Origin of the sequence: Xanthomonas sp. SS (assembly GCF_014236835.1) — a bacterium.
GTDB lineage: Bacteria > Pseudomonadota > Gammaproteobacteria > Xanthomonadales > Xanthomonadaceae > Xanthomonas_A.
In genome coordinates this window covers 4,095,372-4,121,714 of sequence record NZ_CP051190.1, presented here as the reverse complement: position 1 = coordinate 4,121,714, position 26,343 = coordinate 4,095,372, and the positions used below count along the sequence as shown (strand labels likewise).

The window sequence follows — 26,343 nt, the reverse complement described above, 5'->3', positions numbered from 1 at the left end:
TGTCCGGATGCGCGGACAGGCGCAGGCCGGTCACCTTCCGGTGTCGCAACCGCCGGCGGCGCATGTGCCGGTGTTGTTCGCGCAGGTCATGGACGGGCTGCAGGTGATCGAAGACGGAATCTATCTGGATGGCACGTTCGGGCGTGGCGGACACGCGCGCGGGGTGCTGCACAAACTCGGCCCAGGAGGCCGGCTGCTGTTGATGGACAAGGATCCCGAGGCGATCGCCGAAGCCGAACATGCGTTCGGTGGCGACGCGCGCGTGCGCATCCGCCGCGGCAGCTTCGCCGAACTGGGGCAGTGGGATGCCGCCACCGACCTGGACGGGGTGCTGTTCGACCTGGGCGTGTCCTCGCCGCAGCTGGATGTGGCCGCGCGCGGTTTCTCGTTCGGCAAGGACGGCCCGCTGGACATGCGCATGGATCCTGACGCCGGCGAAAGCGCCGCGCAGTGGCTGGCGCGCGCCGACGAGCGCGCCATCGCCGACGTGCTGTGGACCTATGGCGACGAACGCCAGAGCCGGCGCATCGCCCGCGCGATCGTGGCGCGCCGCGCCGAGCAGCCGCTGACCCGCACCGCGCAGCTGGCCGAGCTGATCGCCAGCGTGATGCCGCGCGGCGACAGCAAGACCCATCCGGCCACGCGCAGCTTCCAGGCGATCCGCATCCACATCAACCGCGAGCTGGCCGACCTCGAAGCCGGCTTGGACGCAGCGCTGGCCAAACTCAAGCCGGGCGGCCGCCTGGCGGTGATCAGCTTCCACTCGCTGGAAGACCGCATCGTCAAGCAGTTCATGAACCGCCACGCCAAGGCCCCGCCGAGCAACCGCCGCCTGCCCGAAGCGCAGCCGTTCGTGCCGACCCTGCAACTGCATGGCGGTGCGATCAAGGCCGACGCCGACGAACTGGCCGGCAACCCGCGTGCGCGCAGCGCGGTGCTGCGGGTGGCTGAGAAGCTGGGATTGGGGATTGGGGATTCGGGATTGGAGAAGAGCGCTCGCCCAATCCCCAATTCCGAATCCCCAATCCCGGCGTCTCCGTCAGGAGACGCCCAATGAGCCGGCTGCTGCTCATCGTGCTGCTCGCCTGCACCATCTCTTCGGCGATCGGGGTGGTGTACATGCGTCATCGCCATCGCCAGCTGTTCGTCGAGCTGTCGCGGCTGGAGCACAACCGCGACGAGCTGAACATCGAGTTCGGCCGGCTGCAGCTGGAGCAGGCGACCTGGGCCGAAAGCAATCGCGTCGACCAGGTCGCGCGCGAGCGGCTGGGCATGAAGTTTCCGGAAACCGGCGACATCGTGGTGGTGCGGCCATGAGCAAGACCGGCCGCAACCGCCCGCGCAGCAACTTCAATCTCCGTGGCCGGCTGGTGCTGGTCGGTGCGGCGCTGAGCCTGTGCTCGGTCACCCTGATCGGCCGCGCCGCCTACGTGCAGATCATCAACAGCGATTTCTACCAGCGCCAGGGCGAGGCGCGCTACCTGCGCGAGCTGCCGATCGCGACCTCGCGCGGCATGATCACCGACCGCAACGGCGAGCCGCTGGCGGTGTCCACGCCGGTGGAATCGATCTGGGTCAATCCGCAGGAACTGCTGCGCAATCCCGACCGCATCCCGCAGCTGGCGCAGGCGCTGGAACTGCCCAGCGACGAACTGGCCGCCAAGCTGTCGCAGAAGTCGGACAAGGAGTTCATGTACCTCAAGCGCCGGATCAATCCGGACAAGGCGCATGCGGTGGTCGCGCTGGGCATCCCGGGCGTGTTCTCGCAGCGCGAGTTCCGCCGCTTCTACCCGCAGGGCGAAGCGATGGCGCACGTGCTCGGCTTCACCAACATCGACGACCGCGGCCAGGAAGGGCTGGAGCTGGCGTTCGACGAGTGGCTGCGCGGCAAGCCCGGCTCCAAGCGCGTGATCCGCGACCGCAAGGGCGCGATCGTGGAGAGCATCGACCTGGTCAAGCCGGCCGAGCCGGGCAAGGACCTGACCCTCAGCATCGATCGCCGCATCCAGTTCCTGGCCTACAAGGAGCTGCGCAACGCGCTGGTGGAAAACAACGCCGCCGGCGGCTCGATCGTGGTGATGGACGTGGCCACCGGCGAGATCATGGCCATGGTCAACCTGCCGACCTACAACCCGAACTCGGTCACCGGGGTCAATTCCGATGCGCGCCGCAACCGCGCGGTCACCGACCTGGTCGAGCCGGGGTCGACGATGAAGCCGTTGACCATCTCCACCGCGCTCAAGGCCGGGGTGGTGACCAAGGACACGCTGATCGACACCAACCCGGGCTACATGGCGATCGGCCGCTTCACCATCAAGGACGTGCCGCGCAACAACGGCGTGCTGACCGTGACCGGCGTGATCACCCGCAGCTCCAACATCGGCGCGGCCAAGATCGCGGCCAAGCTGCCGGACCAGACCTTCTACGACCAGATCCACAGCTACGGCTACGGCAGCGCCCCGCACAGCGGTTTCCCCGGCGAATCGGCCGGCGTGCTGCCGTCGCCGGGACGCTGGAGCGGGTCGTCCAAGACCACCATGTCCTACGGCTACGGCCTGTCGGTGACGCCGCTGCAGATCGCGCGCGCGTACTGCGCGCTCGGCAACGGCGGCAAGCTGGTCACGCCGACCTTCATCAAGGGCCAGCACGAGGACACCAAGGAAGTGCTGAGTCCGGCGATCGCCAAGGAAGTGGTGTCGATGATGGAAACCGTGGTGACCCAGGGCGGCGCCAAGGGCGCGGCGATCCTCGGCTACCACGTCGCCGGCAAGACCGGCACCGCGCGCCTCAACGGTCCGGGCGGCTATATCCGCGGCCACTACAACGCGCTGTTCGCCGGCCTGGTGCCGGCTAGCAATCCGCGCTTCGCCACGGTCATCGTGATCAACGATCCGCAGGGCGCCAAGTACTACGGCGGCCTGGTCTCGGCGCCGGTGTTCCACAACGTGATGGAAGGCGCGCTGCGGCTGATGGACGTGCCGCCGGACGACATCCAGGCATGGCTGGCGGCGCAGGCCGCCGGCAAGAGCGGCCATGCGCCGCCGCCGGTGCCGGTGGAACCGGACCCGGCCGTGGTGCCCGACGCCGCCGCCGAGGTCGAAGCCGCGCTGCCGAGCGCGCGTGCCGTCGCGCCGCCGCCGGTCGCGCAGCCGGTGCCGTTGCAGGAGACGCATCAGTGAGCCGTGCGCTGCCGCTGTCGAAATTGCTGCCGGACGTGGCGCTGGCGCGCGACGTGCAGGTGTCCGGGCTGGTCATGGACAGCCGTGCGGTGCGCGCCGGCGATGCGTTCGTGGCGATCGCCGGGTTCGGCGCGCACGGGCTGGGCTTCGTCGCGCAGGCGCAGGCCAATGGCGCCGCGGCGATCTTGTTCGAACCGCCGGCGCCGGTCGAGTTGCCGGCCCCGGTCGACGCGATCGCGGTGCCGGGCCTGCGTGCGCGCATGGGCGCGATGGCCGACCAGTTCCACGGCCATCCGTCGCAGACGATGACCATGGTCGGAGTTACCGGCACCAACGGCAAGACCTCCACCGTGCAGCTGCTGGCGCAGGCCTGGCAGTGCCTGGGCACGCGCAGCGGCAGCATCGGCACGCTCGGCGTCGGCCTGTACGGCGACGTGGTGCCGACCGGTTTCACCACCCCGCTGGTGCTGCAGACGCACGCGCTGCTGGCGCAGCTGCGCGACGCCGGCGCGCAGGCGGTGGCGATGGAAGTGAGCTCGCACGCGCTGGACCAGGGCCGCGTGGATGCGGTGCACTTCGACGTGGCGGTGTTCACCAATCTCACCCGCGACCATCTGGACTACCACGGCGACATGGCCGGCTACGGCGCGGCCAAGGCGCGCCTGTTCGCCACGCCGGGGCTGAAGGCCGCGGTCGTCAATCTCGACGACGCGTTCGGCCGTGATTTGCTGGCGACGCTGGACCCGGCACTGCGCCGCATCGGCGTCAGTTCGCGCGGCCAGGCCGGCGCCACGCTGCGCGCCGAGGCGCTGCGCCTGGACGCGCGCGGCATCGGTTTCGACCTGCTGATCGACGGTGCGCGGCATCCAGTGCAGTCGTTGCTGCTCGGCCGCTTCAACGTGGACAACCTGCTGGCCGTGGCCGGCGCGCTGTACGCGCTGGACGTGGCGCCGGCGCGTATCGCCGCGACGCTGTCGCAGCTGCAGCCGATCCGCGGGCGCATGAACCGCCTCGGCGGCAGCGACGCGCAGCCGCTGCTGGTGATCGATTACGCGCACACCCCGGACGCGCTGGAGCAGGCGCTGGACAGCCTGCGCGGCCACGCCCACGGCCGCCTGCTGTGCGTGTTCGGCTGCGGCGGCGAGCGCGACACCGGCAAGCGCCCGCAGATGGCGGCGATCGCGCAGCGCCTGGCCGATGCGGTGATCGTCACCGACGACAATCCGCGCGGCGAGGACGGCGATCGCATCGTCGCCGACATCCTGGCCGGGTTCACCGACCTGCAGGCGGTGCGCGTGCAGCGCGACCGCGCGCAGGCCATCGCCCTGGCCGTGGCCGAAGCCGGCCCCGACGACATCGTGCTGATCGCCGGCAAGGGCCACGAGCCGTACCAGGAAATCGCCGGTATCCAGCATCCGTTCGACGACATCGAGGTCGCCGCGCAGGCGCTGCAGGCGCGCGCCGCACGGACCGTGGAGCACGCCCGATGAAGCGCCTGCCGCTGTCGATGATCGCGCACTGGGCCGGCGCCGAGCTGCACGGCGATGACGTGGCGATCGATGCGATCGCCCACGACACCCGCACGCTGGCGCCGGGCAGTCTGTACGTGGCGCTGCGCGGCGAACGTTTCGACGGTCACGACTTCGTCGCCGATGCCGCCGCGCGCGGCGCCAGCGCATTGCTGGTGGAACTGCTGCAGCCGCAAATCGAATTGCCGCAGATCCTGGTTGCCGACACCCAGTTGGCATTGGCGCGGATCGCCGCCGGCATGCAGCGCGGCCGCGCCACGCGGGTGGCCGCGATCACCGGCAGCAACGGCAAGACCAGCGTCAAGGCGCTACTGCTGGCGATCCTGCAGCATGCTTGCCGGGTGAACGGCGGCAGCGTCTACGCCAATCCCGGCAACCGCAACAACGAGATCGGCCTGCCGTTGGCGGTGATCGAAGCGCCGGACGCGGCCGACTACGCGATCTACGAGATGGGCGCCGGCAAGCCGGGCGACATCGCCTACCTGACCGACATCGTCGCCCCCGATGCGGCGCTGGTGAACAACATCGCCCCGGCGCATCTGGAGCGGATGGGCAGCCTGCTCGGCGTCGCCGAGACCAAGGGTGCGATCTACGCCGCACTGACCGCCGACGGTACCGCGGTGATCAATGCCGACGACGCGTTCGGGCTGTGGTTCGAACAGCGCCTGCCGGCGCCGCTGGCTCCGCGCGTGCTGCGCTTCGGCCTGCAGGCCAGCGCCGAGGTCACCGCCACGCAGCTGCGCATGCGCGCGGACCGCTCGCAGTTCGTGCTGGTCACCCCGCAGGGCGAGATCGAAACCACGCTGCCGCTGCCGGGTCGGCACAACCTGATGAACGCACTGGCCGCCGCCTCGCTGGCGCTGGCGCTGGACATCGCGCCGGCGCTGATCGCCGCGGGCCTGGCGCAGGTGCAGCCGGTGCCGGGCCGACAGATCGCGCACACGCTGCCCGGCGGCGCGGTGCTGATCGACGACAGCTACAACGCCAACCCCGGGTCGCTGGCCGCGGCGATCGACGCGCTGGCCGCGGCCGGTGGCGAGCGCTGGCTGGTGCTGGGCGACATGCGCGAACTCGGCGACGGCGCCGAGGCGCTGCACGCCAGCGGCGGCCGCCGCGCCCGCGACGCTGGCCTGACCCGGCTGTACGCGCTGGGCCCGCTCAGCGCCGTCGCCGCGCAGGCCTTCGGCGAGAACGGCCGCGTGTTCGACAGCCACGCGGCGTTGATCGCCGCGTTGCGCGCGGATCTGCGTGCGGCCACGGTCGGGCCTCGGGAAGAGCAGGATCAAGAGCAGGAAACAGAACAAATGCATGAGAGCACCGGTGCGGCGTCCGCTGGCGTTGCGCCCCTCCGAATCCCGAGTCCCGAGTCCCGAGTCCCGGCCACGCTCCTGGTCAAAGGTTCGCGCGGCAGCGCCATGGACAAGATCGTGAGCGCGCTGCTGGCGCAGGGAGAGGAGGCGCCGCATGCTGCTTGAACTGTCCCGCTGGCTGCAGCAGTTGGAGAGCCTGTTCGGGCTGTTCGGCTACCTCACCTTCCGCGGCATCCTCGCGGCGCTGACCTCGCTGTTCCTGTCGCTGTGGCTGGGTCCGGCGGTGATCCGCAAGCTGGCGCAGTTCAAGGGCGGCCAGCCGATTCGTCAGGACGGCCCGCAGAGCCATTTCTCCAAGGCCGGCACGCCGACCATGGGCGGCTCGATGATCCTGCTGACCGTGCTGCTGTCGGTGCTGCTGTGGGGCGACCTGCGCAACCGCTACGTGTGGCTGGTGCTGGCGGTGATGCTGGCGTTCGGCGTGATCGGCTGGTACGACGACTGGATCAAGATCGTGCGCCGCGACCCGAACGGGCTGAAGTCGCGCTGGAAGTACCTGCTGCAGTCGATCTTCGGCCTGGCCGCCGGCCTGTTCCTGTACTACACCGCCGACGTGCCGGCCGCGATCACCTTCTACATCCCGATGTTCAAGTCGATCGCGCTGCCGCTGGCCGGGATCAGCTTCGTCGCCATCGCCTACTTCTGGATCGTCGGCTTCTCCAACGCGGTCAACCTGACCGACGGCCTGGACGGGCTGGCGATCATGCCGACCGTGCTGGTGGCCTGCGCGCTGGGCGTGTTCGCCTACGCCTCGGGCAACGCGGTGTTCTCCGCCTATCTGAAGATTCCCTCGATCCCCGGCGCCGGCGAGCTGATCATCATCTGCGCGGCGATCGCCGGCGCGGGCCTGGGTTTCCTGTGGTTCAACACCTACCCGGCGATGGTGTTCATGGGCGACATCGGCGCGCTGGCGCTGGGCGCGGTGCTCGGCACCATCGCGGTGATCGTGCGCCAGGAACTGGTGCTGGTGATCATGGGCGGCGTGTTCGTGGTCGAGACGCTGTCGGTGATGATCCAGGTCGCCTCGTTCAAGCTCACCGGCAAGCGCGTGTTCCGCATGGCGCCGATCCACCACCACTTCGAGCTGAAGGGCTGGCCCGAGCCGCGGGTGATCGTGCGCTTCTGGATCATCTCGGTGGTGCTGGTGCTGGTCGGCCTGGCCACGTTGAAGGTGCGCTGATGAACGATGCCGCACGCCAGGCAACCCGACTCGAGGCCATCGGCGGACGCTACGATCCGTGGCTGCTCGGCGCCGTGGTGGCGCTGGCCTCGCTGGGCGTGGTGATGGTCGGTTCCAGCTCGATCGAGCTGACCGTCAGCCCGTTCTACTACCTGACCCGGCACCTGCTGTTCCTGGCCGGCGGCATCGGCCTGGCGATCTGGACGATGCGCACCGAGCTGAAGAACATCGAGCAGTACAACCAGCTGCTGCTGCTGGCCTGCTTCGGCCTGCTGATCGTGGTGTTCGTGCCCGGGCTGGGCAGCAGCGTCAACGGCGCGCGACGCTGGATCAACCTGGGCATCTCCAAGTTCCAGACCGTGGAAGCGGTCAAGGTGCTGTACATCGTGTGGCTGTCCAGCTACCTGGTGCGCTTCCGCGACGAGGTCAACGCGACCTGGCCGGCGATGCTCAAGCCGCTGGGCGTGGCGGTGGCGCTGGTCGGCCTGCTGCTGATGCAGCCGGACTTCGGTTCCTCCACGCTGCTGCTGGCGATCACCGCCGGCATGCTGGTGCTGGGCGGGGTCAACCTGCCGCGCATGTCGATGCCGATCGTGATCGGCCTGCCGGTGTTCGCCTTCATCGCGATCCTGGAACCTTACCGCCTGCGCCGCATCACCTCGTTCCTGGACCCGTGGGCCGATCAGCTCGGCTCCGGCTACCAGCTGTCCAACGCGTTGATGGCGGTGGGCCGCGGCGAACTGTTCGGGGTCGGCCTGGGCGGCTCGGTGCAGAAGCTCAACTACCTGCCCGAAGCGCACACCGATTTCATCTTCTCGGTGATCGCCGAGGAACTGGGCTTCACCGGCGTGTGCCTGATCATCGCGCTGTACGCGCTGCTGGTCGGGCGCGCGTTCTGGCTGGGCATGCGCTGCGTGGAAATGAAGCGCCACTTCTCCGGCTACATCGCCTTCGGCATCGGCCTGTGGATCAGCCTGCAGAGCTTCGTCTCGGTCGGCGTGAATCTGGGCATCCTGCCGACCAAGGGCCTGACCCTGCCGCTGATCTCCGCCGGCGGTTCCAGCGTGCTGATGACCTGCGTGGCGATGGGCCTGCTGCTGCGCGTGTCCTACGAACTCGATCGCGCCGAACGCCAGGTGGCGAAGGTGCGCAGCGATGCGGCGCCGCCGGTCAGGCAGACCGTGGACAGTGCCGAGGACCTGCAGGCCGCGCGCGAAGCCAGCGCCAGCGCGGTGGCTGCGGCGATCCAGGCCGGCACCCCGGCGCGCGGTACCAGCCGCATGCAGCCGCGGGTCGAGCCGACCTTCGGGAGGCTGGGATGAGTGTGTCCGTGCCGATGACCAGCACCGTCATGACCGACGCTGCATCGCGCCCGGTGATGATCCTCGCCGGTGGCACCGGCGGGCACATCTTCCCGGCGCTGGCGGTGGCCAAGGTGCTGCGCGCGCGCGGCGTGCCGGTGGTGTGGCTGGGCGCGGCCGGGCGCATGGAAACGCAACTGGTGCCGCAGCACGGCATCGAGATCGACACCATCGAGATCGGTGGCCTGCGCGGCAAGGGCGCGCTGGCGCTGTTCGGCGCGCCGCTGCGGGTCATGCGCGCGATCCGCGCCGCCGGCTTCGTGCTGCGCCGGCGCATGCCGCGCGCGGTGGTCAGCTTCGGCGGCTTCGCCGCCGGTCCGGGCGGCATCGCCGCACGCCTGATGAAACTGCCGCTGCTGGTGCACGAACAGAACCGCGCGCCGGGCCTGACCAACAAGGTGCTGTCGCGCGTCGCGCGGCGCGTGCTGACCGGATTCCCGGGCAGCTTCGCCGCACGCGAGGAAGCGGTGGGCAATCCGGTGCGCGCCGAGATCGCCGCGCTGGCACCACCGGCGCAGCGCTTCGCCGCGCGCGACGGCGCGGTGCGCCTGCTGGTGCTCGGCGGCAGCCAGGGCGCGCGCGCGCTGAACCAGGCGCTGCCGCGCGCGCTGGCAGCGCTCGGTGCGCAGGTCGAGGTACGCCACCAGTGCGGCGAGAAATTGCGCGACGAAGCGGCCCAGGCCTATGCCGATGCCGGCGTCGAAGCCAGCGTCGAAGCCTTCATCGGCGACATGGCCGCCGCCTACGCCTGGGCCGACCTGATCGTGTGCCGCGCCGGCGCCTCGACCCTGGCCGAACTGTGCGCGGTCGGCATCGGCAGCGTGCTGGTGCCGTTCGCCGCCGCGGTCGACGACCACCAGACCCGCAACGCCGAATACCTGGTCGAACGCGGCGCCGCCGTGCTGCTGAAGCAGGACGACGCCCTGGCCACCAACCTGCATGGCGTGCTGCGCGACCTGCTCGGCAACCCCGCACGTCGCCTGTCCATGGCCGACGCCGCGCGCAGCCTGGCCAAGCCGGATGCGGCCGAGCGGATCGCCGACATCATTCTGGAAGAGGCCGGGAGTCGGGATTGGGGATTGGGGATTCGTAAAGAGCAGGAGCACAAGCAGGACACCATGCAGACATCCGTACAGGGCGAGACGCCGCGGCAACAGGCCACCGGCGACGCCACCAATCCCCAATCCCGAATCCCCAATCCCGGCACCTCCGCAGGAGGTGCGCAATGATCCGCCGCCTCCACGACACCGGCGACCTGGTCCGCGCGTTTCCGCGCGTGCACTTCGTCGGCATCGGCGGCACCGGCATGAGCGGGATCGCCGAGGTCATGCTGACCCTGGGCTACGAAGTGTCCGGGTCGGACAACGCCGACAACGCGGCGACGCGGCGCCTGGTCACGCTCGGCGCGCGGGTGATGCGCGGGCATTCGGCGGCCAACGTGCTCGGCACCGACTGCGTGGTGGTGTCCAGCGCGATCCGCGACGACAACCCGGAACTGATGGAGGCGCGCAGCCAGCGCATCCCGATCATGCCGCGCGCGGCGATGCTGGCCGAGCTGATGCGCTTCCGCCGCGGTATCGCGGTGGCCGGCACGCACGGCAAGACCACCACCACCAGCCTGGCCGCGGCGGTGCTCAGCGAAGGCGGGCTGGACCCGACCTTCGTGATCGGCGGGCAGCTGCTCGCCGCCGGCGCCAACGCCAAGCTCGGCGGCGGCCAGTGGCTGGTGGCCGAGGCCGACGAGAGCGACGGCAGCTTCCTGCGCCTGAATCCGCTGATCTCGGTGATCACCAACATCGACGCCGATCATCTGGAGAACTACGGCAACGATTTCGCCCGGGTGCAGGCCGCGTTCGCCGAATTCCTGCAGCGCCTGCCGTTCTACGGGCTGGCGGTGCTGTGCATCGACGATCCGGAAGTGGCCGCGCTGGCCGCCAAGACCCCGCGCCACGTGATGAGCTACGGCTTCAGCGAGAACGCCGACGTGCGCGCCGAGGACGTGGTCCAGGACGGCCCGCGCATGCGCTTCACCCTGCGCCTGCCGGAAGGCAGCAGCACCCCGGTGACGCTGGCCTTGCCGGGCCGGCACAACGTGCTCAACGCGCTGGCCGCCGCCGCCATCGGCTGGCAGCTGGGCGTGGCGCCTGAGGCGATCGCCAGTGCGCTGCAGAGCTTCGCCGGCATCGGCCGCCGCTTCAACGACCTGGGCGAAGTGACCACCGCCGCCGGCGCACGTGTGCGCCTGGTCGATGACTACGGCCACCATCCGCGCGAACTGGCCGCGGTGTTCGCCGCCGCGCGCGGCGGCTGGCCGGACAAGCGCCTGGTGGTCGCGTTCCAGCCGCACCGCTACAGCCGCACTCGCGACCAGTTCGACGCGTTCGCCGCGGTGCTGTCGGAAGTGGATGCGCTGGTGCTCAGCGAGGTCTACCCGGCCGGCGAAGCGCCCATCCCGGGTGCCGACGCGCGCTCGCTGGCGCGCGCGATCCGTGCGCGCGGGCGCAGCGAGCCGGTGGTGGTCGGGCAGGTCGCCGAACTGAGCGAAGTGCTGCCGGACGTGCTGCAGGATGGCGACCTGCTGTTGATGATGGGCGCCGGCGACATCGGCTACGTCGCCCAGCACATCGCGCAGGACGGGTTCACCGCGGGGGTGAAGGCATGAGCGCGCCGACCTTCGCGCCGCCGCGCCACGCCGATCCGGCCGTGTTCGGCCGCGTCGCGGTGCTGCTCGGCGGCACCTCCAGCGAGCGCGAAGTGTCGCTGGATTCGGGCCGCAACGTGCTCGAGGCGCTGCGCGCACGCGGCGTCGATGCGGTCGCGGTGGACGGCATTCCTGCGTTGGCGCAGGCATTGGTCGACAAGCGCTTCGATCGCGTGTTCAACGTGCTGCACGGCCACAACGGCGGCGGCGAAGACGGCATCGTGCAGGGCCTGATGGACGCGTTCGGTGTGCCCTACACCGGCTCGCCGGTGCTCGGCTCGGCACTGAGCATGGACAAGGTGCGGACCAAGCAGGTGTGGCTGTCGCTGGGCCTGCCGACGCCGCGCTACGTGCGCCTGGCCGCGACCGCGCAGGCCGACGCGATCCGCGCCGCGGCCGCGCAACTGGGCCTGCCGGTGATCGTCAAGCCGGCCAACGAAGGTTCCAGCGTCGGCGTGACCCGCGTGTTCGAACCGGCGCAGCTGGACGAGGCGGTGGCCCTGGCCGCGCGCTACGACGGCGAGCTGCTGATGGAGCAGATGATCGTCGGCGACGAGCTGACCGTGGCCATCCTCGGCGACACCGCGCTGCCGTCGATCCGCATCGTGCCCAAGGGCCAGTGGTACGACTACCACGCCAAGTACGTGGCCGAGGACACCCAGTACCTGTGCCCCGGCCTGGACGGCGACGACGAGCGCGCCTTGGGCGAACTGGCGCTGGCCGCGTTCCGCGCCGCCGGCTGCCGCGGCTGGGGCCGCGTGGACGTGATGCGCGACGGCACCAGCGGCGATTTCGCCCTGCTGGAAGCCAACACCGCGCCGGGCATGACCAGCCACTCGCTGGTGCCCAAGGCCGCGCGCCAGGCCGGCATCGATTTCGAAGAACTGGTGTGGCGCGTGCTGGAGCAGACGCTGTGAAGCCGGGATTCGGGATTCGGGATTGGGGATTCGCACAGCGGCAGCGTCGCGCTGCCGATGCGCTCGCGTGCGTGTCTTGCGCGAATCCCGAATGCCCAATCCCGAATCCCACGGCACGGAGTGCCGCATGAGCGCCCTCCTGCGCATCCTGGCCTGGCTGCTGGCGCTGGCATTGGTCGCGTTGCCGGTGGTGGCGGTGCTCAACGGCTGGGTCGGCGCCGAGCGCTGGCCGCTGAGCCGGTTGCAGGTCAGCGGCGATTTCAAGCGCGTGCCGGCCGAGCAGTTGCGCCAGGTGGTGTTGCCGTACGCACGCCGCGGTTTCTTCGCGGTCCGCCTGCAGGACGCGCAGGACGCGATCGAGCGGCTGCCGTGGGTGGAAAGCGCGCGGGTGCGCAAGCGCTGGCCGGACGTGCTGGAAGTGCGCGTCACCGAGCACCGTCCGTTCGCGCGCTGGGGCAGCGACCGCATGCTGTCCGAGCAGGGCCGCATCTTCGCCTTGCCGAGCGAATTGCGCGGCATGGCGTTGCCGCAACTGGCCGGTCCGGATGCCAAGGCGCAGGACGTGGTCGCGCTGTACAACGAATCGCGCGCGCTGTTCGCGCCGGCCGGGCTGCAGGTCGATGGCGTGGCGATGGACGCGCGCGGCAGCTGGTCGCTGCAACTGGGCAACGGCGTGCAGGTGGTGGTCGGCCGCGACGACGCCCGCGCGCGCCTGGCGCGCTTCGCCCGCGTACTGCCGCAACTGGCCACGCCGGAACAGGCGCCGATCGCACGCGCCGACCTGCGCTACACCAATGGATTCACCGTGGAGCGGGGAATCGTGAACCGGGAACCGGGAATGGAGAAAAAGCCCACGGCTCCGACCCAACCCGCGCGCCATGCGGCACTGGCCGACCCTCCATCCCCGCGCATGAGCCCGCTCTTCCCCATTCCCAATTCCCCATTCTCTATTCCCGGCTCCAAGACATGAACCGCAAAGGCGACAAATCCCTCATCGTTGGACTGGACATCGGCACCTCCAAGGTCGTCGCGCTGGTCGGCGAGTATTCGCCCGGCAATCCGATCGAGGTGATCGGCATCGGTTCGCACGAATCGCGCGGTCTCAAGCGCGGCGTGGTGGTGGACATCGAGTCCACCGTGCAGTCGATCCAGCGCGCGGTCGAGGAAGCGGAGCTGATGGCCGGCTGCGAGATCCGCTCGGTGTACGCGTCGATCTCCGGCAACCACGTGCAGTGCAAGAACTCGCCCGGCATCGTGCCGATCCGCGACGGCGAAGTGACCTGGAACGATCTGGACCGGGTGCTGGAAGCGGCCAAGGCGGTGGCGATCCCGGCCGACCAGCGCATCCTGCACGCGATCCCGCGCGAGTACGTGCTCGACGATTCGCAGGAAGGCATCCGCAATCCGGTCGGCATGACCGGCGTGCGCCTGGAGGTGCACGCGCACCTGGTGGTGTGCGCGCAGTCGGCCGCGGCCAACATCAGCAAGTGCGTGCAGCGCTGCGGCCTGCAGGTGGACGACCTGATCCTGTCCTCGCTGGCGTCCTCGGTCGCGGTGCTGACCGCCGACGAGCGCGAGCTGGGCGTGGTGCTGGTGGACATGGGCGCCGGCACCACCGACCTGGCGGTGTTCGTGCAGGGCGCGATCTGCCACACCGCCTCGCTGCCGATCGCCGGCGACCACGTCACCAACGACATCGCGCACATGCTGCGCACGCCCACCCCGGAAGCCGAGCAGATCAAGGTGCGCTACGCCTGCGCGCTGGCGCAGCTGGCCACCGCCGAGGAAAGCATCCAGGTGCCGAGCGTCGGCGACCGCCCGCCGCGGCGCATGCCGCGCCATTCGCTGGCGCAGGCGGTGCAGGGCCGCTACGAGGAGATTTTCGAGATGGTGCAGGCCGAACTGCGCCGCTCCGGCTTCGAGGAACTGGTGCGTGCCGGCATGGTGCTGACCGGCGGCGCCTCGAAGATGGAAGGCGTGGTCGAACTGGCCGAGGAAATGGTGCAGATGCCGGTCCGCGTGGGCATCCCGCAGCACGTCACCGGCCTGGGAGAAGTGGTCGGCAACCCGGTACACGCCACCGGCGTGGGCCTGCTGCTGATGGGCAGCCAGATCGAACACCCCCGGCGTCCGTCGCTGCCCACCGGGCGCGCCGGCAGCCTGTTCAAGAAATTGAAGAATTGGTATCGCGGTGAGTTTTGAGGGCCGGGATTCGGGATTGGGGATTCGTAAGGGCAACAGCAAGAGCAAGAGCAAGAAAGCGGAGAGCGGAGAGAGGGTAGGCGACAGGTTTTTTTTGTAGTGATTCCGCCGCGGAGCGGGCAAAGGTGTTGGGCGATCGCGCTTTACGGATCCCCACTCCCGAATCCCGAATCCCGGCTTCCAAACAACAACACTCGCCGGACGGAGAGGCGGGAACGAGGATCGGAGCTGTTCCGAATCCCCACTCCCTAATCCCGAATCCCGGCTCAAAGAGGACACGGACATGGCGCATTTCGAACTGATTGAAAAGATGGCACCCAACGCGGTAATCAAGGTGGTCGGCGTGGGCGGCGGCGGCGGCAACGCGGTCGCGCACATGGTCAGCAGCAGCGTGGACGGCGTGGAGTTCATCACCGCCAACACCGACTCGCAGGCGATCAAGAACTGCGGCGCCAAGCTGCAGCTGCAGCTCGGCACCAACGTCACCAAGGGCCTGGGCGCCGGCGCGAATCCGGAAGTCGGCCGCCAGGCTGCGCTGGAAGATCGCGAACGCATCATGGACGCGCTGCAGGGCGCGGACATGGTGTTCATCACCGCCGGCATGGGCGGCGGCACCGGTACCGGCGCCGCACCCGTGGTCGCGCAGTTGGCCAAGGAGATGGGCATCCTGACCGTCGCCGTGGTCACCAAGCCGTTCCCGTTCGAAGGCCGCCGGCGCATGCAGGTCGCGCTGAAGGGCATCGAGGAACTGAGCCAGCATTGCGACTCGCTGATCACCATCCCCAACGAAAAGCTGATCACCGTGCTCGGCCGCAACGCCACCATGATCCAGGCGTTCCGCGCCGCCAACGACGTGCTGCAGGGCGCCGTGCAGGGCATCGCCGACCTGATCGTGCGTCCGGGCCTGATCAACGTCGACTTCGCCGACGTGCGCACCGTGATGTCGGAAATGGGCCTGGCGATGATGGGCACCGGCTCGGCACGCGGCGACGACCGCGCGCAGGCGGCAGCCGAAGCGGCGATCCAGAACCCGCTGCTGGACGACGTCAACCTGGCCGGCGCCAACGGCATCCTGGTCAACATCACCGCCGGTCCGGACTTCACCATGGCCGAGTTCGACGAGATCGGCCGCACCATCGAAGGCTTCGCCTCGGAAGACGCGACCGTCGTGGTCGGCACCGTGCTCGATCCGGACATGCAGGACGAGGTCCGCGTGACTGTGGTCGCCACCGGCCTGAACCGTGCCGTGTCGCGCCAGACCCAGCGTCCGGAGCAGCGCGCGCCGATCAAGCTGGTGCGCAACGCGACCACCGGTCAGCCGGAATTCGGCGACTTCGAGCATGGCGGCGACGCCGTGTCCAAGGCGGTCGGCGGCGCGATGGGCCTGGGTCTGCGGCGTCCGAGCAGCGATGCGATGGGCGCGTCCGCACCGGCACCGGCGGCGGCCGATCTGCCGAACGACTACCTGGACATTCCTGCTTTCCTGCGACGCCAGGCCGACTGATGCCGTCCTTGGCGCGACAGTTCGGCTTGCGGATGGCCCAGCCTGGCCATCCGTGGCCAGGCGCGGGTCCGCGTGCGAAGCAGTGCTTCGCAAGCACGCGGCCCGCCCTGCGCCGCCAGGCCGACTGAGGTTTCGCCATGCCGGCCCTGCGCCGGCCGCAACACCGCCGAGCGGGAGTGTCCGCCCGTTCGGCGTGCCGTGTCCTTTGCTGCCGGGTCGTCTCGACCCGGCAGGTTTTTGCGACCGCGACGCCGGCCTCCGCCAGCGTTGCGCAAATAGGACGCTGTGACCGCATTGTTAAAATTTGGCTAAACGCGTGATATTCTCAATTCCGTTCAGTTCCCGTCTGAGCTGACGTTCCCAGACTGTCTCCCATGACCCAGCAACGCACCCTCAAGAACACGATCCGCGCCACTGGCGTAGGCCTGCATAGCGGCGACAAGGTGTACATGACCCTGCGTCCTGCGCCGGCCGATCACGGCATCGTGTTCCGGCGCGTCGATCTGGAACCGGCAGTGGAAGTGCCGGCCGATGCGCAACTGGTCACCGAGACCACGCTGTGCACCGGGCTGAGCCGTGGCGACGCCAAGATCCAGACGGTGGAACACCTGATGTCGGCGATGGCCGGCCTCGGCGTGGACAACGCCATCGTCGAGCTGTCCTCGGCCGAATTGCCGATCATGGACGGTTCCTCCGGCCCGTTCGTGTTCCTGCTGCAGTCGGCAGGCATCGTCGAGCAGGGCAAGCCCAAGCGCTTCATCCGCATCAAGCGTCCGGTGGAAGTGCGCGACGGCGACAAGATCGCCCGCTTCGAGCCGTACGACGGCTACAAGCTCGGCTTCACCATCCAGTTCGACCACCCGATGATCCCGGCCAAGCAGTCGCGCCAGGAAATCGAGTTCTCGACCATGGCCTACATCAAGGAAATCTCCCGCGCACGCACCTTCGGTTTCATGCGCGACCTGGAGTACATGCGCGAGCGCAATCTGGGCCTGGGCGGGTCGATGGACAACGCCATCGTGCTCGACGAATTCCGTGTGCTCAACGACGACGGCCTGCGCTACGCCGACGAGTTCGTGCGGCACAAGATCCTCGATGCGATCGGCGACCTGTACCTGGCCGGCGGCGCCATCCTCGGCGCCTACGAAGGCTACAAATCCGGCCATGCGCTGAACAACAAGCTGGTGCGCGCACTGCTCGCCGAGCAGGCCGCGTGGGAGTGGGTGAGCTTCGATTCCAAGGCCGTGCCGGCACCGGTGGCCTACGGGGCCGTGGCTTACGCCTAAAGTTTTCCGCCCCGCGGCCGGGGCCGGTCAGGGATCACGGAATGGGCGATCCATCGCGCCTTCGGCCCTTCTTAACTTCTATTTAACGAATCGATAACGACCTCGGCGCCGGCGCCCGCTAGGATGCGTCGGGTCGTGTCGTGCGTGTCTACGTACGCAGACCGCGCCGGCCGGAGGCCGTCGTTGCTTCAGGCGTCGTGGAATCGACGTCCTGCAAGGACGCCAGCGCGTCGCGCAATCCCTTGTGCGTCGCAGCGGAAACCGGTGCTGGCCTGCTTCTTGCCTGTTGCATTGGGGAATGCGCGGATGCAGTCGCAGTCTTGACGGTCACCCTGGTGGCCTTCAGCCCGAGGGACCGGGCCGCAGCGAGGATATCGGCCTCGGCGAGCCTTACCCGGGCGTGCCAGACCGGAGAGTCAACGAGAAAAACGAGCTGTTCGCCGTTCACATTGGCCAACCGGCAACGGGAGGCCAGATTCGGCGGCAGATGGGGGCGCAACTGTCGGTCCAGCGCGTCGAGCCACAAGGCACGCCGCAACGGGTCGCCCACCTTGTCCGCCAATGCGGCGTCCAACGCCGGCATCGGCGCGGTGGTATGGCCCTCGCCGGACTTTCGCTTAGACATGAAAACTCATATGGCGTTTAAGAAGATCGTAATCAATTCGCGTGAAAAGGGGATAAAGGACCTGCCTTGGCGTCTGCGCGAGTTCGCAGACCGGCGTCCCCTGGCCGTGCTGGGCACGGTGTTGGCGGTGGGCATGGTACTCGGCATCGGCGTCAGCGCCGCGACCGGCTTCGTCGGTTCGGCGCAGCTGCGGGCCAAGGTGGAGCGGCAGGACGCGGAGCTGGCGCAGGTGCGCCGCGACGCGCAGACCCAGGTCAACGCGCTGGCCGCGCGGCTGGGCGAGCTGCAGGCGCAGGCCACGCGCCTGAACGCGCTGGGCGAACGCCTGACCCGCATGGGCAAGCTGCAGGACGGCGAATTCGACTTCGACCAGCCGGTCGGCGTCGGTGGCGGCGACGACGAGGTCAGCCAGGACATGCCGGCGCCGCAGCTGAACAAGGAGCTGGACGGGCTGCAGCAGCAGTTCGCCACCTCCGGCCAGCAGCTGTCGGTGCTCGAATCGCTGCTGTTTGACCACCAGCTTGACCAGAACGCGGTGCCGTCGCGGATGCCGATCCGCAACAGCTACATCACCTCCGGTTTCGGCGGCCGCGCCGATCCGTTCGGCGGTGGCGCTGGCAACCACAAGGGCATCGACTTCCACGCCAACGTCGGCGACCCGGTGCTGGCCGTGGCCGATGGCGTGGTCAGCTACTCGGGCGTGCGCGGCGGCTACGGCAACGTGGTCGAGGTCGATCACGGCAACGGTTATGTCACCCGCTACGCGCACAATTCGCGCTTGTCGGTGAAGGTCGGCGATCTGGTGCGGGTCGGCCAGGAAGTGGCCAAGGCCGGCTCCACCGGCCGTTCCACCGGCGCGCACGTGCACTTCGAGGTCTGGAAGGACGGCGTGGTGATGAATCCGGCCAAGTTCCTCGGCGACGGCGCCACCCCGGTGGGCCGCCGCGGCCGCGGCTGAGTCGGGCCTGGGGCGGCGTGCCGGCGCTTGAATCGCCGGAGCCCGCCCCAAGCTACAATACGCTTTGCCACGACAGGGCGCCTCGCGCCCTGTTTCGTTTGCGGCCCGCCGATTCCCTGGGGGATTGGGCCGTACGGGCGTTCCTTTCCAACCGGTTCCTTCAATGATCAACAGTCTGCTTACTCGCGTTTTCGGTAGTCGCAACGAACGCCAGCTGCGTCAGCTCCACCGTATCGTCGCCAAGGTCAATGCGCTGGAACCGGAGATGGAGCAGCTCTCCGACGCGCAGCTGCAGGCCAAGACCCCGGAACTGCGCGCGCGCATCGCCGGCGGCGAGAGCCTGGACAAGGTGCTGCCGGAAGCCTTCGCGGTGTGCCGCGAGGCCAGCCGCCGCGTGCTCGGCATGCGCCATTACGACGTGCAGCTGATCGGCGGCATGGTCCTGCACCTGGGCAAGATCGCGGAAATGCGCACCGGCGAAGGCAAGACCCTGGTGGCGACGCTGCCGGTGTACCTCAACGCGCTGGAAGACAAGGGCGTGCACGTGGTCACCGTCAACGACTACCTGGCGCGCCGCGACGCCGCGCAGATGGGCAAGCTGTACAACTGGCTGGGGCTGAGCGTGGGCGTGGTCTATCCGGGCATGCCGCACAGCGACAAGCACGCCGCCTACGCCGCCGACATCACCTACGGCACCAACAACGAATTCGGCTTCGACTACCTGCGCGACAACATGGCGCTGTCCAAGGCCGACCGCTATCAGCGCGGCCTGAACTACGCCATCGTCGACGAAGTGGACTCGATCCTGATCGACGAGGCGCGCACCCCGCTGATCATCTCCGGCCCGGCCGACGATTCGCCGGAGCTGTACATCCGCGTCAACCGCATCGTGCCGCAGCTGACCAAGCAGGAGTCCGAGGAAGGCGAGGGCGACTTCTGGGTCGACGAGAAGGGTAAGCAGGTGCATCTGTCCGAGGCGGGCATGGAGCACGCCGAAGAGCTGCTGCGCGCGGCCGGCATCCTGACCAACGACGAGGACCGCCTGTACGGCGCGCAGAACCTCAGCGTGGTGCACCACCTCAACGCCGCGCTGCGCGCGCACGCGATCTACCAGCGCGACGTGGACTACATCGTGCGCGACGGCGAAGTGGTCATCGTCGACGAATTCACTGGCCGCACCCTGCCGGGCCGGCGCTGGTCCGACGGCCTGCACCAGGCAGTGGAAGCGAAGGAAGGCGTGCCGGTGCAGCGCGAGAACCAGACGCTGGCCAGCATCACCTTCCAGAACCTGTTCCGCATGTACAACAAGCTGTCCGGCATGACCGGTACGGCCGATACCGAAGCCTACGAATTCCAGAGCATCTACAACCTGGAAGTGGTGGTGATCCCGACCAACCGCCCGACCATCCGCAAGGACTGGCCGGACCAGGTGTTCCTCAACCGCCAGGGCAAGTTCAACGCGGTGCTCGCCGACATCGAGGATTGCGCCAAGCGCGGTCAGCCGGTGCTGGTCGGCACCACCTCGATCGAGACCTCGGAGATGCTCTCCGAGCACCTGCGCAAGGCCGGGGTCACCCACGAGGTGCTCAACGCCAAGCAGCACGAGCGCGAGGCGCAGATCGTCGCCAACGCCGGCCAGCCGGGCGCGGTGACCATCGCCACCAACATGGCCGGCCGCGGTACCGACATCGTGCTCGGCGGCTCGCTGGAAGCGGAGCTGCACGCGCTGGGCGAGGACCTGAGCAACGACGAACGCGCGCGCCTGAAGGCCGCCTGGCAGGAGCGTCACGACGCGGTCAAGGCCGCTGGCGGCCTGCACATCATCGGCACCGAGCGCCACGAGTCGCGGCGTATCGACAACCAGCTGCGTGGCCGTTCCGGCCGCCAGGGCGATCCGGGTTCCTCGCGCTTCTACCTGTCGCTGGAAGACAACCTGATGCGCATCTTCGCCTCCGACTGGGTGCAGAAGGCGATGCGGATGATGGGCATGAAGGAAGACGACGTCATCGAGGACCGCATGGTCAGCCGCCAGATCGAAAAGGCGCAGCGCAAGGTCGAAGCGCACAACTTCGACATCCGCAAGAACCTGCTCGACTTCGACGACGTCAACAACGACCAGCGCAAGGTGATCTACGCGCAGCGCGACGAGCTGCTCGATGCCGAGTCGGTCAAGGACAACGTCGACGGCATCCGCGACGACGTGATCTACGATCTGGTGGCGCGTTTCGTGCCGCCGAACTCCATCGACGAGCAGTGGGACCTGGCCGGGCTGGAAGCGACCCTGTCCAGCGACCTGGGCCTGCCGCTGTCGCTGACCGACCTGGTCAAGCGCCACGAGGAACTGGATGCGGCCGGCATCGCCGAGAAGGTGCGCGAGGAAGTCGATCGCCATTTCCAGGAGAAGGAATCGGCAGTCGGCGGCGAGACCATGCGTGCGCTGGAAAAGCACGTAATGCTGACCGTGCTCGACCAGAGCTGGAAGGAGCACCTGGCGCGCATGGACTACCTGCGCCAGGGCATCCACCTGCGCGGCTATGCGCAGAAGCAGCCGAAGCAGGAATACAAGAAGGAAGCCTTCGAACTGTTCTCGGAGATGCTCGAGCACGCCAAGCGCGAGGTGGTGACCTTGCTGGCGCGCGTGCGCATCCGCAGCGAGGAAGAGGTGGCGGCGCTGGAAGCGCAGGAACGCCAGCAGATGGAGGCGCAGCTGCGCCAGGCGCAGTTCCAGCATCAGGACGCCGGCGGCTACAGCGCCGACGAGGAAGTCGAGCAGATGGCGCTGGGCGACAACCCGCAGCAGGTGGCGCAGGTCACCCGCGAGGCGCCCAAGGTCGGCCGCAACGATCCGTGCCCGTGCGGCAGCGGCAAGAAGTACAAGCATTGCCATGGGCAGTTGAGTTAAGAGAAGCGCTATCGCGAGCGCTGTTGCACATTCGCGCAACAGCGCTACGTTTGGCTTCGCAAAAACGTGGGCTCCGGCTCATCACTCTCCAAAACCCCGCACCTGTCGGCGCGCGCCCCAAACTCCGCGAGACGCTTCGCGCCGGACCCTCACCCAACCGCTCTCCCGGCGGGAGAGGGGCTAAGCGGCTGTTCCCTTCTCCCACCGGGAGAAGGTGCCCCGGAGGGGCGGATGAGGGTACGTGCGCAGCCTCGTGTACCAAACTCCGCGAGACGCTTCGCGCCGGACCCTCACCCCAACCCCTCTCCCAGGGGAGAGGGGCTAAAGCGGCTGTTCCTTCTCCCATCGGGAGAAGGTGCCCCGCAGGGGCGGATGAGGGTACGGGCGCAGCCTCGTGCACCCAAACTTCACGAGACGCTTCGCGCCGGACACTCACCCCAGCCCCTCTCCAGGCGGGAGAGGGGCTAGGCTTTGCTCCAGACGGTGCGGTGATTGGTCAAACCCTTGTATCTACAGCCCCGCCTTGTGCGGGGCGTTTTGTTTTTGGGGAGGCTTGGGGGCGTGCTTGCCGGTGTGGCGTGTCGCGTGTTCTGCGGGTAGGGTGCTCGCTGTCGCTATTGCCATTGGATGCATGCCGTGGAGCGTTCCGCCAGTCTTGAGTTGAAGGTGTTCGTGCCGGCGCGCGACTTCGCGCAGTCCGTGGAGTTCTATCGCGAGGTGGGCTTCGTGGCGGAGCCGCTTGGCGACGGACTCGTCTGTTTTCGCCATGGCGAGCGCTGTGCGTTCCTGCTGCAGGATTTCTACGAGCAGGCGCTGGCGCACAACCTGATGCTGCACCTGTGGGTGGAGGATGCCGATGCCTGGTGGCGGCGGCTCGATGCCGCCGATCTGGCCGGCCGCTACGGTGCGCGCATCGGCGTGCCGGAGGATCGGCCGTGGGGCATGCGCGACTTCACCCTGCACGATCCGGGTGGGGTGCTGTGGCGGATCGGACACGACCTTCCTGGGTAAGGGAGGGAGCCGGGCTGTTTCGGTACCGCCGGCGCCACCGTCCGCGGGTAGTCCATTTGCATGGCCGTGTGCGGTCGGTTTCGTCGTTGTTGCCGCGTCGTCCAGGTCGTCGCCGCGCCGTACGTCGGCCGAATGCTTGCGGATCGCTGCCGCGCTACGCGGATCGCCGACGATGTGAACCGGATTCATTGCGTTGGCACCGCCGAAGACGGCAAGCTTGCGCCATGTCCGAACCGCTCAGATCCATCCATGTCGTCGCCGGGGTCATCACCGATGCCCGCGGCCGTATCTTGCTGGCCCGGCGTACCGAGGGGCGCGATCTCGCCGGCCTGTGGGAGTTCCCCGGCGGCAAGCGCGAGCCGGGCGAGACCTCCGAGCAGGCCCTGGTGCGCGAGCTGCAGGAGGAACTGGGTATCGAGGCGACGGTCGGCGCGCAGCTGATGGAAGTGCCGCAGCGCTATCCGGACAAAAGGCTGCGCCTGGAGATGCGCCAGGTGCTGTCGTGGAAGGGCACTGCGCGCGGCCGCGAGGGCCAGGCGCTGACCTGGGTGACGCCGGACAAGCTGGGCCGCTACGCGATGCCGCCGGCCGACCAGCCGGTGGTGGCGATGCTGCGCCAGCCCGATCGCTATCTGGTGACGCCGGAGCCGGTCGATCCCGAGCGCTGGCTGGCGTCGCTGGAACGCGCGCTGCAAGGCGGCGTGCAGCGCGTACAGCTGCGCGCGCGCAGCCTGCCAGCTGCCAGCTGGCAGCCGCTGGCACGGGCCGCGGCGGCGCTGTGCGTGGCGCGCGGCGCGCAGGTGCTGGTCAATCGCGATCTGGCCCTGGCGCAGGAATTGGGCGTCGGCGTGCACCTCGGCGCGGAGCAGTTGTCGCAGTTCGAGGCTCGTCCGCTGCCGGCGGGGCAATGCGTTGCCGCGTCCTGCCATAGCGTGGAAGAGCTGCAGGCGGCGCAGCGGCTCGGCTGCGATTTCGCCGTGGTCGGCCCGCTGGCCGCTACCGCCAGCCATCCCGGCGCCGCACCGATGGGCTGGGAAGCGTTCGAGCGCCTGCGCGAGGAAGTGGCGCTGCCGCTGTACCCGATCGGCGGCCTGCTGCCGGCGCAGGTGGCCGAAGCGCGCCGCCATGGTGGTCAGGGGATCGCCGCGATCCGTGGGCTGTGGCCGGTGGATGTGGACGCTGCCTGACAGTGGGGGGAGGCAGCGAACGGTGTCGTGCGTCGATCATGGTCTGTTGCGCGATGCGAACAGGTTGATGGCGCAGTGCGCGCAGATCGCAGTCATTAGCTCGTGCGCGGCTGCGGATGACGTTTCGGTCGAGCTCGGGCAATTCCCAGAGGATCATGCAGGCTGCGGAAACCCAGGTCGAGCGCGCTAGAAACTGATCCAGAAGCAGTTGTACTGGCGGCGCAGGCTCAGCACGGTCGAGGTCGGGGTCGCACTGCTGCCGAGGGTCTGTTCCAGGCGCAAGCCGGTCGCGCGTGCGCGCGGCGGTGTGGCGTTTTCGCTGCCTGCGGTGCTGGTCGATGTCTGGGGCGTCGCGGATGCGGCATCCGGTGTGCGTTGCTCGGCAGCGGCCAAGGTGCCGGACGCCGGGAGCGTGGCCGCTGGGTAGGCCGCCTGCGCCGACAGGTCCGGCACCACCGGCACGATCGCCACCAACGGCCGCTGGGTGATCGCGTCGAGGCGGTCGAGGATGCGCCGCGCCGCCTCGTCCGAGACGCCGTTCCACCAATACAGCGTGGACAGGCGATTGACGTCGCGTGCATCCACCGCGGTGCGGATCTGCTGCGCCAGTTCGCTCAGCCGGCGCACGCATTGCGGCCGGTACAGGCCGCTGGCGCCTTCGCTGGCCGCACTGGGCGCGGTGCGCGGCGGCAAACGGTCGATCGCACCCAGGTCTTCGCAACGGCGATCGCTGAACACCGTGGCGCCGTCGGCGCCGGTGCAGCGATTCACCTTCTGCGCGGCGGCGGGCGCGGCGCACAGGCAGAGCAACAGGAGGATCGACGAGGGCGCGCGCATCGCGCCAGCCTAGCTGCAGGCCTGGTGTGTGGGAAGCTGCGCTAGGTGAGGGTACAGGCGGCAGCGTTGGCGAGGCGTAGGAGCACGGTTGCTGCGGGATAGGGGCATCGGTCCTGATCCTTCGCGAGCATTGTGTGCTTGGCGGCTTCGCCCGGTCGCGGCTGAAGCCGCTCCTACAGGTTTCGCTGGCGGTGAACCTAGCGCTCAGTACAACGGTGTCCCCGCCTGGTACGCCGCCACGAATCCCTGCCAGTCCAGCTGCACCTGCGCGGCGTAGTCGAACGCGAACTGGCGTAGTTCCGACTTCAATCCGCTCTTGCTGCTGGCCGCCGCGTCGATCTGCTTGTCGATGCTGTAACCGACCACCGCCGGATCGTAGTCCTGGTCGGACAGCGCGTGCGCCGAGGCCAGCGCCTGGCCCAGGTAGGTGGCGGCGGTGGCCAGCTTGCCGGCGCTGCTCAGCGCGGCCGGATCCAGGTCTTCCTGGAACGGCGATTTCTCGTGCACGTAGAACGGCACGCCGGCGACGCTGGCGTAGCCGGTCAGCACGTCGGCATCCAGGGTCTGCGCCTTGGCGGTGCGCGCCACGCGCTCGCCTTCGTGGTTGTCGTAGCTGGAGGCGGGCATCTGCGACGGCGCGGCGACGGCGACCACGCTGGCCGCTTCCTGCTTCCATTCCAGGATCACGTCGTCGCCGGTCGCGCTGCTGGCGCCTTCGATCAGCACGTACAGGCGCTGCCGGCCCAGGCTGCCGGTGCCCGAGCCGAGTTTCTGGCGCACGTCCTTGATCGTGTAGTAGCTGGACGCGTAGCGCTTGGACGCGGCGATCGAGGCCACGTAGCCGTTCATCGCCGCGGCGACTGCCGACGCGGTGGCGCTGTTCACCGCGACCAGGTTGTCCAGGCTCTGGAACATGCGCTTGCCGCCGCCGACCGCGGTGTATTTGGCCAGCAGGCTGCTGCGGCTCTTGCCGTCGGCGCTGTCGATGGCCTTGGCCACCACGCCGCTGGTGTTGCTCTTGGCCAGCTGGAAATTCCTCTCGGCGTCGCTGCCCTTGAAGTCGCCGATCTTGTCCAGGTACGCGCCGACCATCGTGTCGATCGCGCTGCCGATGTCGCTGTCGGACAGGCCGTTGTCGCGCCCGGCCAGGACCATGCTTGCCGCCAGCCGGCGCAGGTCCCACACGTACTGGCCGAGATGGCCCTCGTCGAAGTCGGCGACCTTGAACACCGCCTTGCCGCTGCTGTCGCGCGCGGCGTCGAAGTTGCCGATGTGGGTGTCGCCGCCGAGCCAGGTGTAGCCGGTCTGCGGGCTGGTCCACAGCGAGGCCGGCAGGGTCTTCATGTCCTGGTAGAACAGATGGTCGGTGCCGCGATAGAACGCGTAGGCGCTGCCGGCCATCGTCGCCAGCTTGGTGTCCAGCTCGGCCTGCTGCGCCGCATAGGGATGGTTGTAGTCGTGGATCTGCTGCACCACCCAGGCATCGCGCTGGCTCGCGGCGGTGGCGCAGCCGGCGGTGGCGGCGAAGATCAGGCCGATCAGCAGCAGGCGCGGCAGGCGGGTGGGCATCGCAGGTCTCCAGGCGCGAACAGGG

General features: G+C 68.8%; 21 protein-coding genes. 18 read left to right on the top strand and 3 right to left on the bottom strand.

What is annotated here, in order from left to right:
- The first annotated feature begins 7 nt into the window (after window positions 1-7).
- From rsmH to lpxC, 14 genes are all read left to right on the top strand, one after another.
- On the top strand, window positions 8-1,057 hold the full coding sequence (rsmH, locus tag HEP74_RS17310; RefSeq protein WP_185816677.1) for a 16S rRNA (cytosine(1402)-N(4))-methyltransferase RsmH: 1,050 nt from the start codon (window positions 8-10) through the stop codon (window positions 1,055-1,057).
- Window positions 1,054-1,317 (top strand): cell division protein FtsL, encoded by a 264-nt coding sequence (ftsL, locus tag HEP74_RS17305; RefSeq protein ID WP_185813911.1) that lies wholly within the window; start codon window positions 1,054-1,056, stop codon window positions 1,315-1,317. The genes rsmH and ftsL overlap by 4 nt, the downstream gene beginning before the upstream one ends.
- Entirely contained in the window at window positions 1,314-3,179 is a 1,866-nt protein-coding gene (locus tag HEP74_RS17300) for a peptidoglycan D,D-transpeptidase FtsI family protein (protein ID WP_185813910.1), read from the top strand. The genes ftsL and HEP74_RS17300 overlap by 4 nt, the downstream gene beginning before the upstream one ends.
- Window positions 3,176-4,669: a UDP-N-acetylmuramoyl-L-alanyl-D-glutamate--2,6-diaminopimelate ligase gene (locus tag HEP74_RS17295; RefSeq protein WP_185813909.1), complete on the top strand. Its 1,494-nt coding sequence runs from the start codon at window positions 3,176-3,178 to the stop codon at window positions 4,667-4,669. The genes HEP74_RS17300 and HEP74_RS17295 overlap by 4 nt, the downstream gene beginning before the upstream one ends.
- Window positions 4,666-6,183 (top strand): UDP-N-acetylmuramoyl-tripeptide--D-alanyl-D-alanine ligase, encoded by a 1,518-nt coding sequence (locus HEP74_RS17290; protein WP_185813908.1) that lies wholly within the window; start codon window positions 4,666-4,668, stop codon window positions 6,181-6,183. The genes HEP74_RS17295 and HEP74_RS17290 overlap by 4 nt, the downstream gene beginning before the upstream one ends.
- A complete protein-coding gene (mraY, locus tag HEP74_RS17285) occupies window positions 6,173-7,258 on the top strand; it encodes a phospho-N-acetylmuramoyl-pentapeptide-transferase (protein WP_185813907.1) in 1,086 nt (361 codons plus the stop codon). The genes HEP74_RS17290 and mraY overlap by 11 nt, the downstream gene beginning before the upstream one ends.
- The gene (ftsW, locus tag HEP74_RS17280; RefSeq protein WP_185813906.1) at window positions 7,258-8,580 is read left to right on the top strand and encodes a putative lipid II flippase FtsW; all 1,323 of its coding nucleotides are present in this window, start codon (window positions 7,258-7,260) and stop codon (window positions 8,578-8,580) included. Before mraY ends, ftsW begins: the two co-directional genes overlap by 1 nt.
- A complete protein-coding gene (gene murG / locus HEP74_RS17275; RefSeq protein WP_255427778.1) occupies window positions 8,577-9,848 on the top strand; it encodes an undecaprenyldiphospho-muramoylpentapeptide beta-N-acetylglucosaminyltransferase in 1,272 nt (423 codons plus the stop codon). Before ftsW ends, murG begins: the two co-directional genes overlap by 4 nt.
- On the top strand, window positions 9,845-11,281 hold the full coding sequence (murC, locus tag HEP74_RS17270) for a UDP-N-acetylmuramate--L-alanine ligase (protein WP_185813905.1): 1,437 nt from the start codon (window positions 9,845-9,847) through the stop codon (window positions 11,279-11,281). The genes murG and murC overlap by 4 nt, the downstream gene beginning before the upstream one ends.
- Window positions 11,278-12,237 carry a D-alanine--D-alanine ligase gene (locus HEP74_RS17265; RefSeq protein ID WP_185813904.1) on the top strand — a complete coding sequence of 320 codons (960 nt, stop codon included), beginning with the start codon at window positions 11,278-11,280 and terminating at the stop codon, window positions 12,235-12,237. Before murC ends, HEP74_RS17265 begins: the two co-directional genes overlap by 4 nt.
- Window positions 12,238-12,364: 127 nt before the next feature.
- Entirely contained in the window at window positions 12,365-13,207 is an 843-nt protein-coding gene (locus HEP74_RS17260; RefSeq protein ID WP_185813903.1) for a cell division protein FtsQ/DivIB, read from the top strand.
- A complete protein-coding gene (gene ftsA / locus HEP74_RS17255; RefSeq protein WP_003465508.1) occupies window positions 13,204-14,439 on the top strand; it encodes a cell division protein FtsA in 1,236 nt (411 codons plus the stop codon). Before HEP74_RS17260 ends, ftsA begins: the two co-directional genes overlap by 4 nt.
- 283 nt (window positions 14,440-14,722) lie before the next feature.
- Window positions 14,723-15,943 carry a cell division protein FtsZ gene (gene ftsZ, locus HEP74_RS17250; protein WP_046979230.1) on the top strand — a complete coding sequence of 407 codons (1,221 nt, stop codon included), beginning with the start codon at window positions 14,723-14,725 and terminating at the stop codon, window positions 15,941-15,943.
- A gap of 374 nt (window positions 15,944-16,317) precedes the next feature.
- Complete coding sequence (gene lpxC / locus HEP74_RS17245) at window positions 16,318-17,229, top strand: UDP-3-O-acyl-N-acetylglucosamine deacetylase (RefSeq protein WP_185813902.1); 912 nt, start codon at window positions 16,318-16,320, stop codon at window positions 17,227-17,229.
- 148 nt (window positions 17,230-17,377) lie between these two features.
- Here lpxC and HEP74_RS17240 read toward each other — a convergent pair whose 3' ends face one another.
- Window positions 17,378-17,854: a DciA family protein gene (locus HEP74_RS17240; RefSeq protein ID WP_185813901.1), complete on the bottom strand. Its 477-nt coding sequence runs from the start codon at window positions 17,852-17,854 to the stop codon at window positions 17,378-17,380.
- Window positions 17,855-17,864: 10 nt separating this feature from the next.
- Between HEP74_RS17240 and HEP74_RS17235 the strand changes: the two genes are divergently transcribed.
- From HEP74_RS17235 to HEP74_RS17220, 4 genes are all read left to right on the top strand, one after another.
- Window positions 17,865-18,812 (top strand): peptidoglycan DD-metalloendopeptidase family protein, encoded by a 948-nt coding sequence (locus HEP74_RS17235; protein ID WP_185813900.1) that lies wholly within the window; start codon window positions 17,865-17,867, stop codon window positions 18,810-18,812.
- A gap of 163 nt (window positions 18,813-18,975) precedes the next feature.
- Entirely contained in the window at window positions 18,976-21,714 is a 2,739-nt protein-coding gene (secA, locus tag HEP74_RS17230) for a preprotein translocase subunit SecA (RefSeq protein WP_185813899.1), read from the top strand.
- A gap of 627 nt (window positions 21,715-22,341) precedes the next feature.
- Window positions 22,342-22,725 (top strand): VOC family protein, encoded by a 384-nt coding sequence (locus tag HEP74_RS17225; RefSeq protein ID WP_458309628.1) that lies wholly within the window; start codon window positions 22,342-22,344, stop codon window positions 22,723-22,725.
- 224 nt (window positions 22,726-22,949) lie between these two features.
- Window positions 22,950-23,912, top strand: coding sequence for a Nudix family hydrolase (locus HEP74_RS17220; protein WP_185813897.1), 963 nt, complete (start codon window positions 22,950-22,952; stop codon window positions 23,910-23,912).
- A gap of 186 nt (window positions 23,913-24,098) precedes the next feature.
- Here the strand turns inward: HEP74_RS17220 and HEP74_RS17215 are convergent, their stop codons facing one another.
- The gene (locus tag HEP74_RS17215; protein WP_185813896.1) at window positions 24,099-24,749 is read right to left on the bottom strand and encodes a DUF4124 domain-containing protein; all 651 of its coding nucleotides are present in this window, start codon (window positions 24,747-24,749) and stop codon (window positions 24,099-24,101) included.
- A gap of 204 nt (window positions 24,750-24,953) precedes the next feature.
- Window positions 24,954-26,318: a DUF2252 domain-containing protein gene (locus HEP74_RS17210; protein ID WP_185813895.1), complete on the bottom strand. Its 1,365-nt coding sequence runs from the start codon at window positions 26,316-26,318 to the stop codon at window positions 24,954-24,956.
- Window positions 26,319-26,343 lie beyond the last annotated feature (25 nt).